Here is a 14,765-nt window from a genome sequence, read left to right on the forward strand (position 1 = left end):
CGAGCTTCCGCCCGTTTGGTGCTACCACTCGAACCCTTACACCTTGCACCGGCATGACCACATGGTTGTGGACGTGGAACCGAATGCGATCCAGCCCGCCATCTGCATCGACGGCTAGCACAGGGAGAGTTGTCACGACGGCCCGCCCGGGCCTCAGCGTCTCCTCTTCCGGCTGCTCTGCCGCCTCGTGCCGTGCCTGGCGAGCTTCCCCCATCTCGTGACGAAGCAGCAGCCCAGCCGCACCGGTCGCCGCCAGCCCGGCGAACACCCCGGCGATGCCCCCAGCCCTGCATCCAGTCAGCGACCTTCGGCTGCTCCTCACCAGGCGGCGCCTGACACGTCACGGTGAAGACGATCGCTGCCGCGATGGAGATGAGGCGGGCAAGGAGGGAAACGGTCACGCACCCGGCCAAGAGGCACTTCATACGACGATTCACGGCAGACGGATCCTGCCCGGTGGGCGCAAGGCGGCGCCGTGGAGTCGGGTGGGCGACAGAGCGCCGAGCGCCGTGATCACAGGGTCGCGGTGCGTGGCAGGCGGACGCTACGGTGCCCGCCGTGAGACTCCTCAGGAGAGCGATCCGCCGAGCGGGCCGTGCGGTGAGGACGTGGCCAAGCCGCGTCCGCCAATGCCTCGTTCGGGCATGGCGGTGGGCAGAGCCGAAGACCGCTATCCGGTCAACGTCCTTCGTCGCCGTCGTGGTCGCGGCCCTCCTCACGTACGCCATCGCGATCTGGCAAGCCCCCGACCTACTCGATCAGATGCTCATACGAGACCCCAACATCAAACCCGCCGAGGCACTGACCGCCCAGCACAACGCCCGCCTCCTGGTGGTCTCCCTCGGCGGTGCGCTTGCCGTGGTCATCGGTCTGCTCTACACCGCCCGCAACTACCGGCTATCCCACCGGGGCCAGGTCACCGACCGGTTTGCCAAGGCACTGGAGCGACTCGGCTCCGACGAGATGTACGTCCGCATCGGCGGCATCCATGCCCTCGAACACCTCATGCGCGACAGCGCTGACCACCACGCCGACGTGCTGGAGGTGCTGGTCGCGTTCATCCGGAACCGAGTACCCCGTGCCCGTCGTGATGATCCTGAATGGCCATTTATCTCTGGTAGACCGGCCCTCCCCCGAGAGACCGAAGCTGATGTTCAAGCTGCATTGACCGCCATCGGGCAGCGGCCCGACCGACCACACCGGGAGCGCCAGACAGTCAACCTTTCGGGCCTTCACCTTCAGCGAGCTGCGTTGATGGCGGCGCATCTTCAGGGGGCGATCCTGATCGAGGTGGATCTTCGGGGGGCGTTCCTGATCGAGGCGGACCTCCAGGCGGCGCACATGCATAGGGCGCAGCTCCAGGGGGCGGACATGACATATGCGCAGTTCCAGGGGGCGCACATGTATAGGGCGCAGCTCCAGGGGGCGGATATGAGACATGCGCAATTCCAGCGGGCGGGCATGAACCAGGCACAGTTCCAGGCGGCGGACATGAGATATTCGCGGCTCCAGGGAGCGCACATAAGCCAGGCGCAGTTCCAGGGGGCGGACTTGGTCGGGGCGGACCTCCAGGGGGTATATATGCCTGAGGCGGAACTCCAGGAAGCGAACCTGGCTGGGGCCAACCTCCCGTGGGCGTACATGCCTCGCGCGAACCTCCAGGGGGCGAACTTGGTCGGGGCGAACCTCCAGGCAGCACTTCTGGCTGAGGCGGAACTCCAGGAGGCGAACCTGGCTGGGGCGAACCTCCAGGAGGCGAACCTCTGCGGAGCGCAATTCTGCGAACCGGACGGGTCCCGCGCTGCCCTGCACCTGCCGGACGAGGCATTGATCGACGCGTACATCGACAACACCACCGTTCTGCCTCAGTACATCCGCGACAGGCTGGAGCGGTTGCGGCAGCCCCGTGACGGCGGCAGCGACCAGTCGATGAGCGGCCGAGAGGACCGCGGCGCCGCGCCGTAGCACCGGCTCGCTACCGTGCCTCGGGTGACTCGTGAGCGTGACCGCTGGCTGCCCTGGTGGCTGGCCGGCTATGCCCTGTTCGGCCTGACCACCTTCGTCCTGGTCGCGGTCGTGGTATCGGTGACGTACGACCCGCCGGCCCGGCGATGTCGGCGGGCAACCCGGCGGTCTGCGTCTCGATGACGTCCTGGGCCGGAGTGCACTGGACGAAGGGCTTACCGGTGCTAGGGATGTCGCCGAGGCCGGCCTCGGGCAGGTCGTGGAAGAGAGCCAGCGTGGCGGCCTTGTACGGGTCGGCGCCCTCCATCAGCGTCCTGATCAAGGTGCAGAAGGAGTACTTCGGGGCCGAGCCTGTTGCGCTGCTCCGCAAAGCGGTACTGGCAGAGCAGAACGCCTGCCTGATCAACGGTCGCGCGGCTCGGTTGGAGGCTTCGTGGCTGGCCCGGGCGACCGTTTGGCGCCGCAGCCCTGGAGGGTTGTCATGGCGTGGTGCCGGCCGGTAGTAAGGGCGGCGCGAGCGTGGCGTACGGACTTTGTCTGTTCCCGGGAAGTCGGGCGACGACGATGCGTCGCGCTTCCTCCTCGGGCCCACGTTGCACGTTCTCGACCCAGACGTTGGCGAACAGGTCGGGAGCACCGGCGCTGTGGTCCGTGAGATCGAGTACCAGGAGGATGCCGAACGCGGCGTCGGTCTGGGTGTATGCGCTGGCTTGGCCGACATACTTGCGGAGGCCATCTTTGCTGGCGTCGTCCTGCTCACGTTTGCATTCCACGCTGAAGCTGGCGTGCGGAAAGTTGACGACGACGTCGGCTCGCCCTCCACCCCGGTCGAACACCTCGGCTTTCACCTGGTTGTAGATCGGCCCTTGATCCAGCCAGTCCTTATAGTCCTGGTGCATTTGTCGTTCTTTAGGTGGGCGGCTGCCGGGGGTGGCACGCAGGAACGCGGTGCGATCGCCGCCCATCTCGCCGCCGATCTCGAACCGGCTGACGAGGTAGAGCAGTGTCTGCTGGAGGAGGATCTTGAATGGTCCGGCGATCTGTGGGATTGCCCAGTCCGGGGCGGTCGATAGTCCGGCGATGAGTTCCTGGAGCTTGCGTTCTACCTTGATGTTGCCGGTTGACGCTTGCGCTACTTCTTCGTTCCACAGCAGTGTTTCGAGTCGATCCTGTATCGCGGCGGGGAGGTGGCGCAGGTGTTCATGTGCGTCGGCGAGACCCATCCGGTGAAGGACCGCCGTGAGGCGGGTCGGTACTTTTCCCTGCTCACCACCACCCCGGTCCGGACTGGTGCCGCCCGTAGCTGACCGATCCAGCGAGTCGTGGACGGCCTGGTGAAGCCGCTGTGCGGCTTCGTTATCCGTGAATGCCGGGTCGTGTTCGAGGGCGTGATCGAGCAGTGCGAGTCGGTGTGTGTCGCGGACGAAGATGGCCTCGATGGTGGGCTTGACGAGGATTTCGACTGCGTGGGGCTGGTCGGGCGACTGGGTGTGTGCGATGAAGCTGCGGCCGGCCTGGTAGGCGTCGAGGAGCGCGGCGATGGCCTGACTAGGGTGGCAGTACCAGGCGTCGTGCGCTGGCTGGGCCGCGGCAGTGAGCGTTTGCGAGAGCTGAATCCAGGCGATCTCTGCCTGACCTCGGGTCCAGTTCCAGGGTGGGGAGTAGGTGCGGCCGAGCCAGGCGTGATGCTGTGTGACGGCTGCTTCGAGGCGGTTGGCGGCGTCGAGTAGCGGGCCCGTGTCGGGTTGGTGGAAGGCGACGATCGCGTCGATGGCGGCTGCGTACGCCTGGGCGTCGTGGCGGTCCTCGTCGGCGGCCTCGACCGCAGCGAAGCCCCTGCGCGCGTCGAGCAGGCTCGGCATGATGGTTGCCTCGTCGGGGGCGTCGAGCGCGCGTCGAAGGTCGGCCATGGCGAGTTCGAAGCCGGCGTCGGGTTCAGCGTCGGCGATGGACAGGAGTCGTTGTAGAAGGGTGACGAGTGCGTCGTCGCCGAAGTGCTCGTAGGCGAGGCCGACGATCCGGGGTAGCCGGGTACACAGCTCGACGGGGGCGGTGGCGATGCGGTCGGTCAGGTCGGTCAGCACTGTCAGGAGTTGGTAGGGCTTGCACACGCCGGTGGTGCTGAGGTGGAGAACGGTCTCCAAGGCGGTCGCGCCGATCGATGCCTGCGTGGGGTCGGCGTCGGGTTCGGCTGCGGCTTCGGCTCGGCCGAGGAGGGCTTTCTCGAGCGGTCGGCCGAGGCGCTGGGCGAGGTGCGGGTAGGTCAGCAGGCGGGCGGTCGCGCTGCTGTATGAGGAGTACCGGTCGTGGCGGGCGAAGCCCTCGATCACGGCACCGTCGATTCGCCGCCCGATATCGTCGCGGGCAGGCCCCGTGTCGTCGTGGCCTGCCAGATCGATCAGGTAGATGAACCAGGGGCTGGCCGCGAGTTCGGTGGCCGCGTCGGCGACGGCCGCCCGACCACCGACATCGGCTGGTGTGGGACCAGCAGCCAAGCGCGCACGGTCGGCGTTCTCGGCCCAGGCCAGGAGGGCAGCGACTGCGGACTGCGCCACCACCTGGCCACCTCCTCCGCCTGCCACCCGTGCCTGCTAGAACAGGTGCTGCTGATCAGGTCCAACGATCAGACGTTCCCCTGGGAACACGTCCCACACCGCCTCATGCATCGTGGCGATGACGACCTGGAGGCCCTCGTTGTCTCCGAGCGACCGGAGCTGTTCCAGGAGAATCTTCATATCTCCCTCGACGATCTCAACGTCAGCCGGGGAGTCGATGACCAGCAGACCGGGATGGGAGTGGATGCCGTGCTGGCGCCCGACCCGGATCAGGCTGACGATCACCGCGATACGCAGGCGGAGCCGCTCCCCGGGGCTGAGTTTGGAGAACGGGGTCGGCCTGGTGTTGTCGGACTTCATCGCGTTGACCCTGCCGGCGAGGTCGAGCTTCACCGACCGCAGGTTCTTGACCCCCAGCTCGCGGGCGAGCGTGACAATCTGCTGGTTGAGCTCAGTAAAGAGGTCCCGTGTGGTGGACGACGCGAGGTCCTTCAGGATCGCCGCCGCGGCGGCGAGGACCCGCTCGGCCGCGTCGTCGACCGTCGGGGTCTGCCCAAGCTGCGAGACGACCTCAAGCGCGCCGGTCAGCCGTGCGACGTTTGCTTCAGCGTCGCGTAGCTGCGCAAGGTAGGCGGCCTGGCCCTGTTCCTGCTCAGCTGCTGCTACCGCACTGCCGGCTGCGGTCTGCGCCTGCCCGAGCTGGCGTTCGATGCCGGCGACTGCTGCCTTCGCCACCCGCTCCGCTTCCTGAGACGCGGCCAGCTGCTTGCGCAGCCCGCCCAGCACTGCCTGACGCTCGTCCTCGTCGACGCTGTCGACCTGCAACGGACTCGCGCAGACCGCGCACCGCTGGTGGTTGTCTTCCCAGCCCCGGCGTTCGTCGTTGATGCTGGTCTCGCAGCGCGGGCAGGCGTGCGGATCCAGCGCGGCGAAAAGGCTACGCGCGGCGGCGGACTCCGATGCCCGGCGCATGGCCCGATCGTCGTGGATCCGCGCCTGCCTGGCTTCCTCAGCGGTGGCTTTGGCGCGACCCAGCCGGGTCTTGAGTAGCAACAGCGCCCGCGAGGTGTCCTCGACGGCGGCGATCCGCGCCGGCAGGTCCGGCCGGGCGGATCGCACCTGTTCCAGTCGTGTCTTCGCCTTCGCCAGTTCCTCTTGCAGGGGCTGCCACCGCTGCTCCCGGACGGCGGCGTCAGCCTTGGACCGTCGGATGACGTGCCGGGTGGTCTGCCGGGAGTCCTTCATGGAGATGTCCGCCGTCATCCAGTCAGTCGTGAACGGCACGTCGAGGAACACCTGGATGAACCGGGTCGGGAGCTGACCGATCGCCGTGCGGCCGAACAGGATCGAGTCGCTGGCGGACGCCAGCGCGATGACGGAAAAGTAGGCGGGCCAGCCGTGCACCTGGATCGTGCCGTCCCGTTCTCCGCCTTCCTCCGGCGCCCCGGCGTCACTGCTGAACAGCTGCAGCGGACGTAGGCCCAGCCGCTGCATCATGAACCGGCCCACCATCGCCGTGTAGGCGTCCGGGCTCTCCACTGTCTCGACCAAACGTACGCCCGGACCACTCTGCGACTCGCCGCCAAGATCGGTGAGTTGGCCGATGACGTCGGCGGTCAGCAGGACCCCCTCGCACAGCCCGTGCTCGTCCTGCCGGATGCGGAAGGACACCGGCACGCCCGACACCTCGGCGTCGACCCGGATGTAACGGAACCACCGCCGGGTATCCGTCCGCAAATAAAGTTCGTCCTGATCGCCGCGCAGCGCCCAGGTCAACGCCCACATCAGGCTGGACTTCCCGGCCGAGTTGTTGCGGCTGGCCACCGCCCAGGCACCCGGGCCCAGAGGGATGTCCCGCTCGAACGGGCCGTCGGTCCCGTTCTCCGTGCCCGACTTCACCCCGGACACGTAGAGCCGATGGGCCACGAGACGTCGGTGTGCCGGCAGGGGACGGGTCAGGCTGACGTCGGTCTCGGCGAGTACGTCCCGCACGACATCCTCGGAGACCTCCGCCTCGGAAGCGATCGAGGTCAACAGGTCGCTTTCGCTGGGCAGGCCGTCCGTCATCTCGCTTACACCTCCGCTGCTGACTTCAGCGCGTCGAGTCGCTGCCGTGCCCGGTCGGCGATCGAGGCGAACTCCTCGCCGATTCCCGTACCCGCATAGTCCCGCTGCAGGTACTGCCGGCGACGTAGCGCCGTCCCGCTCATCCCGGTGCCCTGCGCCAGCGCGACGACAAGCCTCGTACGCTGCCCATACCAGCCCAGTTGCGGGAAGTCCGTCACCGCCGACCGTGCCGTCTCCCGCCCCCGCCGGGTCAGGTGGTAGTGGTGCTGACGCACGCGGGTCTCGGTTCGTGTAGCGCGCACGATGACCAGGCCACCTGTGGCCAGGATGCTCATCGCCATGTCCAGCGGCTCGTAGGCGCCGAACCTGTACCGCAGCATCGGTATCGCCCGAAGCTCTGGCTCCTCCGAGTCCAGGATCCGGCCCGCGAACTCCAACAACACCGGTTCTCGGCTGCGCTCAAACTCGTTGAGCAACTCGTCCGCCAGGTAGTCGGGATACCGAAGCAAGAGTCGAGCTTCTGCAGCAGCGTCTGCGTGTCGAGTACCCCCACTGCGGTCTCAGGCGCGAGCCGGGCGCGATCGCGGGGGATCGGCTGAACAGCGGCATCCAGAAGCAACAGCAGCCGGACCGCATCAAAGAACGGGTCCCCATCACCGCCCGTAGCCGCCATGGATCGAAACGTAGTCGATTGATCGGTCGGTGCCTAGACCGCGCTTGGCCGGTCCTTCGTCGCCCGTGCGTCCCGCGTTCCCGATCGACTGGGGGAGGTCAGCGAGGCCCGGATGGGCAGGCGACCGGTGCCACCCATGCTGGACGGCGCAGCGCGACGCGCTGACGAGGCGCAGCGCCGTCTAGGACCGTTACTCCTGCCGTACGGACTGGTGGGGAGTTGCTGGCCGGCTATGACGCTTATCGCCGGGTCAAGCAGCAGCTCCGAGTTGGCACTGGGCTTCCCCCTGACGTGTAACTACCGCCCAGTCGAGGCCGATTTCGGTCTTGTTAATCATTCCTCGATGCCCAGCGGGTACCGGCGATCCGGACCAGGGTGTCGATACTGGTGTCGGCGGGCCGGCGCACAGGTAGTAGGCAAGATCCTCGGGGTTGGTGGGGCTGCGGCGAATCAGCAGCCACCGGCCGCGTTCGTCGCCGTGCGGGTCGGGAAGGTCGGCCATCGCCCAAGTCGTATAGGCGGGGACCCTTGGCGCCATCACCAACGGAGAGTCGTTTCCACGCCTGTGGCGGTGCCCGGGCGGCGAGGGCGCCAGCGCGTGCGGAGCCAACGGGTAGGGCGATCGACTGGCACCGGGCGACCGTCACCACGTAGCTGATCCGGCGCTGGTCGAGGAAGGCACGGAACTTCGAGTCGATGCCGCGCGCCTCGTCAGCGGTGACCCACCGGGAGGGCACACCCGCGTCGAGGGCCGGGCCGTCACCGACCTCGACCACCCCGCCGCCGACGACGTACGCGCCCGCCTAACGGCACTCACCAGCCCGACGCCGTGAACCACCTACACCGGCATCGTCGGGTGTGGCTGCCCTGGCCCAGATGGTCAAGCCGCCGTGTTGCTGGTCTGGCGCAACGGATATGAAGGAAGAAAGGTGGCCTGGACGCGCAGGCCGTCGTGCCCGATGCAGGAAGCGGTGGCGCCCGCCTAGGTGGCCAGGACCAAGCCGTCGCAGAGACCATGAAGGCGGGACAAAAGCCTTCGCGGGCCTGATGCCCATCCCTGTAGCCTGAAACGTCCAAGTACGAAAGATCGTGACCGGTCCGAGGAGGAACTGAGCCATGAACGCGGCCCAGCAGGATCAGGTCAAGCGACTTGGCCGGGCCGTAGTGTCGTCCACCAGCACGACCACAAGATCACCGACCCGCTCGTGCGGGCCCAGATCGAGGTTCTGCTGATCACTGGCCGCGCCATGGACCTTGCCGCACGGCTACGGGGCCATCAGGACTTCGTCCCGCTGACCCACGAACTGGTCGTCGGGTATGCGCGATACGCGAGCATCGGGGCGCTGGAGCTGTTCAACACCGTGCTGCCCGCCCTGAAGAACGCGAACCTCATCGACTACCGCGTGGACCCCGGAGGGCGGGTCCTCGGCCTGAACGAGTACGTCGGTGTGTCGGCCACCCTGACCGAGCAGACCATCCAGGTCCTCAACGTGTTGAAACCCACGCGCTCGGACCTCGCGTTCCTGCACTCAGTAGAGGTGGGCGCGATCGCGCCGCTGGCCGAGAGCCAGCACCTGCAGGAGATCGTCAAGCGAGGGTTCACCGACATCGAGGTGGCGGAAGCACTGCGCCTGACCCGCGCCGCGAAGATCAACCGGACGACTTCCTCGGCCGAACTCAACGAGGATGTCGTCTACAGCCCCTATGTGTGGGGCACCAAGCAGATCTCGCTGGCAAAATTCCTCAAGGGCCTGCCGGCCAACGAACGCGACGCGCTACTGAGCATGTCCGAGCAGGTGCTGTCCACGCCGGGGCTGCACATGTCGAAACTGTCGGCACCGGCGGGCATCATTCGCAGCGCCCAGAACGTGGGCCTGATCCAGGCCGCCAGCGTGAAGGCCGCGACGGGGACGAGTTCGACCTACGTCTTCTCGCCCCTGCTGGAGGCCGACGACGACCTCTGCACCACCACCGAGGCGTTCCACCTGCGCAAACTTTTCGTCGCTCACATCCTATTCGGTCACGAGAAGGCGATGGCTGGACGCGGGAGGATCAACAGCCCTGCCGTGCTGGTCGACCGCCTCATCAGCAGGGGACGAGTTGGTCCGGCCACGAACATCGGGACGGACTACCACCTACTGGAGGCCGCCGGCGTCGTCACCGTCGAACCGCAGGCCGACGGGCCCTTCCTGCGTCTGGTCAAGCCGGAGATCGCCAAATCAGGACTAGAGTGGATCAAAAGGATTACCGACCCCGCCGGGGACGCGAACGTCAGTTTGAGCCAGCGTCCGACCGGTTTCGTGAAGCCCGAGGACTCCCGCCTCGCCGCAGGCGAAGACCCAGCCTCGCAGGAGATCCTCGCCGCCTCGATCAACGAACTGCGGAAGGAGATGCAGCGTGCCGCCCGGCGCGACGACCCGTGGTCTTGAATCTGGGAACCCTGGCCGAGGTGCGCGTAGCACAGGCGTGGTTTTGGGACGGCTTCTACGTTCGCCGCGGCGTCGACCTGCAGCACCGCTTCGGCCCGGAAGTCACGACGGTGACGGATCTGGACATCCTCGGCTATGCATTCGACACGTCGCTCGGCTTCCGTAAACGCATCGGCGAGGTCAAGTCCGGCAAGTCGAACGCCACGCCCCGCCCGCTAGACCGCGCAATCTGGGTCCACGGCCTGCAGGGGCTAGTTGTACTGCCCCGTGAGGTTGGGGACGCGGCTGGCGGGTGGTTGGCCTGCGAGTGCGGTGTGGCCGCGGTGGTGATTGTAGGTGTGGAGCCAGGCGGGGAGGGCTTGCCGGCGTTCGGTTTCTGATTTGTAGGGGCGGGCGTAGGCCCATTCATCGAGCATCGTGCGGTTGGATCGCTCGACTTTGCCGTTGGTCTGTGGTCGGTAGGGTCGGGTTCGTTTGTGGGTGATGCCGGCGGTGGTGAGGGTGTCTTTCCAGAGGTGGGAGCGGTAGCAGGAGCCGTTGTCGGTCAGGACGCGTCTCACGGTGATCCCGGCGGTGTGGAAGAACCTCTGGGCTCGGGTCCAGAACGCGACCGCCGTATCGCGGCTCTCGTCGGCCAGGATCTCGGTGTAGGCCAGGCGGGAGTGGTCGTCGATGGCGTTGTGGAGGTACTGGTAGCCGAGGTTGGGGCGGCCGTGGATCTTGCGTCGGCGGGTGGGGTCGCGGTGCGCGGAGCTGTGTCGGGTGCCGGTGGCACGGCCGTGGATCTTGTGTCCGCCGCCGTCGGGGATGTTGCCGAGTTTTTTGATGTCGACGTGGATCAGGTCGCCGGGTTCGGGGTGTTCGTACCGGCGGATGGGTTGGCCGGTGGCCCGGTCGAGCGTGGCGAGTTTCGGGACGCGGTAGCGGGTCAGGACCCGGTGGACCGTGGCGGGGTTGAGGCCGAGGAGGTAGGCGATGCGGGCGGGACCCCACCGGCGTAGGACCCGGACCTTGATGATCCGGCGTTCCGTGCGGGTCGGTGTCCGGGTCGGGCTGTGGTGTGGGCATGAGGAACGGTCGGCCATGCCGGAAGGCCCGTCAGCGCGGTAGCGGGCGGCCCAGCGTTGCGCGGTGCGGACACTGACCTGGAACCGTTCCGCCGCCCGGCGTAGTGGCCATTCCTCGTCCACGACACATCGGGCCAGACGCAGCCCCTGCCGGTCTCGGACAGCGGGGCGTTACGGTGGGACACGAGGGCCTCCGGTCAGTCGGTGTAGACGTCGCAATCCACACCGAACCCGAAGGCCCTCACCTATTTCAAGATCATTCCCCTGCGTGTCCGCCCGTCACCAACGTCCGTGGTCAGTACAGTCAGCCGGTTCGACCACATGGACGAACCCGCCGACGAGACTCAAAGCGTCCTGTTCGAGCGCACGGCCGAGACCGACCTAAACGGCTCCGGCGACAGCTGACCCGCAAGCCCGACGCGCACTCCGACGGCCCCGCCGGGCGCCGGGCATCACTCGACATCCAGGCCCCGCGCGGTCAGAATGGCGGCTCATCTGGCCAGGGACATGCGACTACTGTACTGCCCGACACCGACGTCGGGGGCGATGGCGTACGTGAGGAGGGCCGTGACCACGGCTACCGTGAAGGCGACCCGGCGAGTAGCTGACTTCGGCTCGGCCCACCGCCATGCCCGGACGAGGCGTCGGCCAACGTGGCTGGGCCAAGTCCTCACCGCACGGCCCACTCGGGCGAGGCGGCTTGCCTCAACCGGGCCCGCGACGGCGCTCGGCGATGCGAACTGCGCCCGCAGGCCGTGGTCCGAACCAATGGGGCCGAAACGATCTGCCGCAACGGTGAACGTGTGGCCGTGTGTCTGGATGACCGCTGACCCGGGAGAGCCCAGCAGACACGCCTTCAGCTCACGCACGATTTTCTTCGCGGTACCCGCGTCCGGGGGCTCGGGTGCGACGGGTCTGTTCCGTACCGGGTTTGATGGCGACATCGAACACCCGGAGGATTCACCGTTATGCCGGCACCGAAGAAGTACAACGATGAGCTGCGTGAGCGTGCGACCCGGTTGGCGGTCGAGGCCCGCCGAGACCCGGCGTCTGCAACCGGGGCGATCCGGCGGATCGCCGACCAGCTCGGGGTTCATCCGGAGGCGTTGCGCACGTGGGTGAAGAAGGCCGAGACCGACGCCGGTGACCGGACGGGCACGACCAGTAGCGACGCCGAGCGTATCGCCGCGCTGGAACGGGAGAACCGTGAGCTGCGCCGGGCGAACCAGATCCTGAAATCCGCCGCGAGTTTCTTCGCGGCGGAGCTGGACCGTCCGTCGCGATGAGGGTCGAGTTCGTCGACTCCCAACAGGCCGAACATGGTGTCCAGCCGGTCCTGCAGGCGCTCGAAAGCACGCCGGCCGAGATCGCACCGTCGACCTACTATGCCGCCAAGAGCCGCCCCGCCAGCGCCCGTTCCCGCCGCGACGCCGAGCTGACCGTGATGATCAATCAGATCCACGCGGAGAACTACGGTGTGTACGGCGTCCGCAAGATCTGGCACGAGCGGCACCGACGCGGCGTCAAGGTGGCCCGGTGCACCGTCGAACGGTGATGCGCGCCGCCGGGTTGCGGGGGCTGCTGCGCGACAAGTCGCCTCGCACGACCCGGCCGGCGGCCGAGACCGAGCGGCCTCGTGACCTGGTCAAACGTGACTTCATCGCGGCAGGGCCGAACCATCTGTGGGTTGCTGATCTGACCTACATACCCCTTAACGACGCTGCTGGACATGGCCGGAGACAGATGCCTGCCCGCCGGCCTCAGGCGGGACGCCACTGGCCACAGCGTTCCGACATGAAGCCGTAGTCTGAGGACCTTATCGTCACCTGGACCCTGCGTGCGCTAGGGACGAAGTTGTTGTCGATGATCTCGCCAGATCGGTTCTGTCGCTCCCAGTAGCAGTCCTTGACGTCGGTTGTCACGTACGTCCCTGGCTTGATCTCCTTACGGACCAGATAGGTGCCATCGGGAAAGAGACGGCCATCGGCTTCCAGCTTCGCGTCGGCCTGGCCGCGCTTCACCGCCTGTCGCCACTTCTTCGCCTGCGGATGCGTCGCGCACAGCGTCAACGCGCCGCTGATTTCCGCGATCTGTTCTCTGCTCGGCGCAAAGCCGGCGTCGACGTACACGTCGTCCGGGTCGACCTGTCCGCAAATGCTGTACAGGGTGCCGATGTCCGGCTCCTCGTAGCCGGACGCCTTGTGGGCCTTCTGCTCCAGGGCACTGTCCGGAGCGACGGTGTCGGAGTCGCAGCTGGTCGCCTTCGCGGCCCAGATCGCGGTGAAGTCGGCACCCTTGTCCGGGACGGCCTCGATGTCAAAGCCGCGCGTGTCGTCGCCTACCTGACAGGTGAGCCTGATGAAACGACGGGGCGTGTTGTGCGGGTCGTCGGGGAACTCGTCCCGATCGTCGTTGATGCCGTCATGGTCGCGGTCAGTCGGGGGCGGTTCGGTGAGGGTGGAGATCCCCTCCGCCCACCACTTCAGGCCATCATCGGCAGGTCGGCAACGCACGACTACGCCATTTGCCGTACGGCCCGATTCGGCCGCCGTGGTACATGGCTTCCCGTGTGCCGGTGGTGGCGCGTCGCTCGGATCGTCATCCGCGTCGGCGGTGATCGTGGCGACCGTCGCCGTCGCGGCGAACAACGCGAGTACGGCAAGGCCGATCCTTGCGCCGCGACGGGTGTGCTGCTTGACGCGGTCCATGGTGAGTGGGGGAGGGCTGAACATGGCGGAACAGTACTGGCTGTCACGAGTTCGCGACCCTCGGCTGACCGGGTGTGGTTGCCGCCGAGCGGCCGATAGAAATCTGTCGCTGCGGCCGGTCCTGCAGGTCAACCGACGGCCATGTGAGCCTTAGCGGGCAGGTATGCCTGCCGCCTCGCGGACGAACCGCCACCGACCCTCGCCGCGGTGCCGCCCTTCTTCCTAACTAGACGAGGTGGCCGGCGCGCCAGGCCGCCATGACGACATCTACCGTGAGGCGGGAAGGAATTGGAGGAGACATTTCGATGCTTAGCTCTTCGAGAATCTCCAACGACTGATCTTGCGGTTCCAGAGCCTCCCACTCGGGATGCGCGCGGACGACCTGCAGGATCGCGTCTTGGACCGCAACAGGGACCACCAAATTTTCCATCCGTGCTCTCCGGACGATCTCCCGATCCTCCTCGCTGACCGTTACGAAGGCGCCGATCCCCAGGTCACTGTCGAAGACCATGCCGTCCTCCTGGATTCGTCCGGTTCCTTCGACGCTATGGCTGCATAGCTGGGCAGGGCCATGACACACGGCCGGCAATACCTGTCAAAGCGTGTGCGGGACTCTGCCGACCCGCCGGGTCTGCCACGGCGTTGGCCGATGGGGGCATGCCTACGCTGATCGCCATGCATCTTGCGGTTGTCGATCCCCTGCCGCTGTACCGGCGGGGAGTCGTCGCCGTCCTGTCCGCTGCGGGGCACGCCGTGGAGACTCCCGATGACCCGTTGGTGTGGGCGCATGTCGGTCCGCCGGGCGTGGTGCTCCTGACCTTGGCGTCCGAGCCGGACTGGGATTTGCTGCAGCGGTTGTGTGACACCTCCAGCCACGCCGTGATTGCGGTCCTCACTGTCGAATCGGCGATGTCGGGGGCTCGGGCGGTGTATGCCGGTGCCCAGTCCGTGTTGGCGCGTGGGGTAACACCCGTCGTGCTGCAACGGACGGTGGAAGCGACGATCGACGGCCAGGCCGTCCTACCGGCGTCGGTGGTGACGGCACTCGCGACCGGGGTGTCGCCCGCCGCGGAGGGCGAGTCGCCGCTCTCGACTGAGCAGGTGACGTGGCTGCGGCATCTCGCCGCAGGTATGACCGTCGCCCAGTTGGCCCGCGTCGCCGGGTACTCCGAACGGGCGATGTTTCGCCTGCTTCACGAGCTGTATCGGCAGCTCGGCGCAGGGACCCGGATCGAGGCGATTCTGCACGCCCAGCAGCAGGGCTGGCTACGCACCGAGACCCGACAGGCGGGACGATGATC

11 protein-coding genes and 1 pseudogene are annotated in these 14,765 nt (G+C 67.1%); 6 read left to right on the forward strand and 6 right to left on the reverse strand.

The annotated features are described in order from the left end of the window. Positions 1-699: 699 nt before the first annotated feature. A complete protein-coding gene (locus tag C6W10_RS27925) occupies positions 700-1,965 on the forward strand; it encodes a pentapeptide repeat-containing protein (RefSeq protein WP_107261917.1) in 1,266 nt (421 codons plus the stop codon). A gap of 24 nt (positions 1,966-1,989) precedes the next feature. Beyond that, on the forward strand, positions 1,990-2,148 hold the full coding sequence (locus tag C6W10_RS37565) for a hypothetical protein (RefSeq protein WP_159104784.1): 159 nt from the start codon (positions 1,990-1,992) through the stop codon (positions 2,146-2,148). 296 nt (positions 2,149-2,444) lie between these two features. Here C6W10_RS37565 and C6W10_RS27935 read toward each other — a convergent pair whose 3' ends face one another. From C6W10_RS27935 to C6W10_RS27945, 3 genes are read right to left on the reverse strand one after another with little or no spacing between them, the layout of a single operon-like run. Next, complete coding sequence (locus tag C6W10_RS27935) at positions 2,445-4,523, reverse strand: hypothetical protein (RefSeq protein ID WP_107261921.1); 2,079 nt, start codon at positions 4,521-4,523, stop codon at positions 2,445-2,447. A gap of 33 nt (positions 4,524-4,556) precedes the next feature. Continuing rightward, a complete protein-coding gene (locus tag C6W10_RS27940) occupies positions 4,557-6,587 on the reverse strand; it encodes a hypothetical protein (RefSeq protein WP_107261923.1) in 2,031 nt (676 codons plus the stop codon). Positions 6,588-6,592: 5 nt separating this feature from the next. Beyond that, positions 6,593-7,096: a hypothetical protein gene (locus C6W10_RS27945; RefSeq protein ID WP_199853756.1), complete on the reverse strand. Its 504-nt coding sequence runs from the start codon at positions 7,094-7,096 to the stop codon at positions 6,593-6,595. 1,369 nt (positions 7,097-8,465) lie between these two features. Between C6W10_RS27945 and C6W10_RS27950 the strand changes: the two genes are divergently transcribed. Continuing rightward, positions 8,466-9,689, forward strand: coding sequence for a hypothetical protein (locus tag C6W10_RS27950; protein ID WP_199853757.1), 1,224 nt, complete (start codon positions 8,466-8,468; stop codon positions 9,687-9,689). A gap of 251 nt (positions 9,690-9,940) precedes the next feature. Here C6W10_RS27950 and C6W10_RS27955 read toward each other — a convergent pair. Further along, positions 9,941-10,941 (reverse strand): annotated as a pseudogene (locus C6W10_RS27955) (IS481 family transposase). A gap of 783 nt (positions 10,942-11,724) precedes the next feature. Between C6W10_RS27955 and C6W10_RS27960 the strand changes: the two are divergent. Beyond that, positions 11,725-12,042: a transposase gene (locus C6W10_RS27960; RefSeq protein WP_107261925.1), complete on the forward strand. Its 318-nt coding sequence runs from the start codon at positions 11,725-11,727 to the stop codon at positions 12,040-12,042. After that, the gene (locus C6W10_RS27965; protein ID WP_107261927.1) at positions 12,039-12,311 is read left to right on the forward strand and encodes an IS3 family transposase; all 273 of its coding nucleotides are present in this window, start codon (positions 12,039-12,041) and stop codon (positions 12,309-12,311) included. Before C6W10_RS27960 ends, C6W10_RS27965 begins: the two co-directional genes overlap by 4 nt. Positions 12,312-12,516: 205 nt before the next feature. On the opposite strand, the gene C6W10_RS27970 is transcribed toward C6W10_RS27965, so the two are convergent. Both C6W10_RS27970 and C6W10_RS27975 read right to left on the reverse strand, forming a co-directional pair. Next, the gene (locus tag C6W10_RS27970) at positions 12,517-13,488 is read right to left on the reverse strand and encodes a hypothetical protein (RefSeq protein WP_159104785.1); all 972 of its coding nucleotides are present in this window, start codon (positions 13,486-13,488) and stop codon (positions 12,517-12,519) included. Between the two features lie 202 nt (positions 13,489-13,690). Then, positions 13,691-13,975, reverse strand: a complete 285-nt coding sequence (locus C6W10_RS27975; protein ID WP_107261931.1) for a hypothetical protein — start codon at positions 13,973-13,975, stop codon at positions 13,691-13,693. A gap of 146 nt (positions 13,976-14,121) precedes the next feature. Between C6W10_RS27975 and C6W10_RS27980 the strand changes: the two genes are divergently transcribed. After that, positions 14,122-14,763, forward strand: coding sequence for a response regulator transcription factor (locus C6W10_RS27980; protein WP_107261933.1), 642 nt, complete (start codon positions 14,122-14,124; stop codon positions 14,761-14,763). Positions 14,764-14,765 lie beyond the last annotated feature (2 nt).

Source organism: Plantactinospora sp. BB1, assembly GCF_003030385.1.
Classification (GTDB): domain Bacteria; phylum Actinomycetota; class Actinomycetes; order Mycobacteriales; family Micromonosporaceae; genus Plantactinospora.

Excerpts from the sequence above, each read along its gene's own strand:
- C6W10_RS27940 (WP_107261923.1), bottom strand. The coding sequence starts at position 6,587 with ATGACGGACGGCCTGCCCAGCGAAAGCGACCTGTTGACCTCGATCGCT.
- C6W10_RS27960 (WP_107261925.1), top strand. The coding sequence starts at position 11,725 with ATGCCGGCACCGAAGAAGTACAACGATGAGCTGCGTGAGCGTGCGACC.
- C6W10_RS27965 (WP_107261927.1), top strand. The coding sequence starts at position 12,039 with ATGAGGGTCGAGTTCGTCGACTCCCAACAGGCCGAACATGGTGTCCAG.
- C6W10_RS27970 (WP_159104785.1), bottom strand. The coding sequence starts at position 13,488 with ATGTTCAGCCCTCCCCCACTCACCATGGACCGCGTCAAGCAGCACACC.
- C6W10_RS27975 (WP_107261931.1), bottom strand. The coding sequence starts at position 13,975 with ATGGTCTTCGACAGTGACCTGGGGATCGGCGCCTTCGTAACGGTCAGC.
- C6W10_RS27980 (WP_107261933.1), top strand. The coding sequence starts at position 14,122 with ATGCCTACGCTGATCGCCATGCATCTTGCGGTTGTCGATCCCCTGCCG.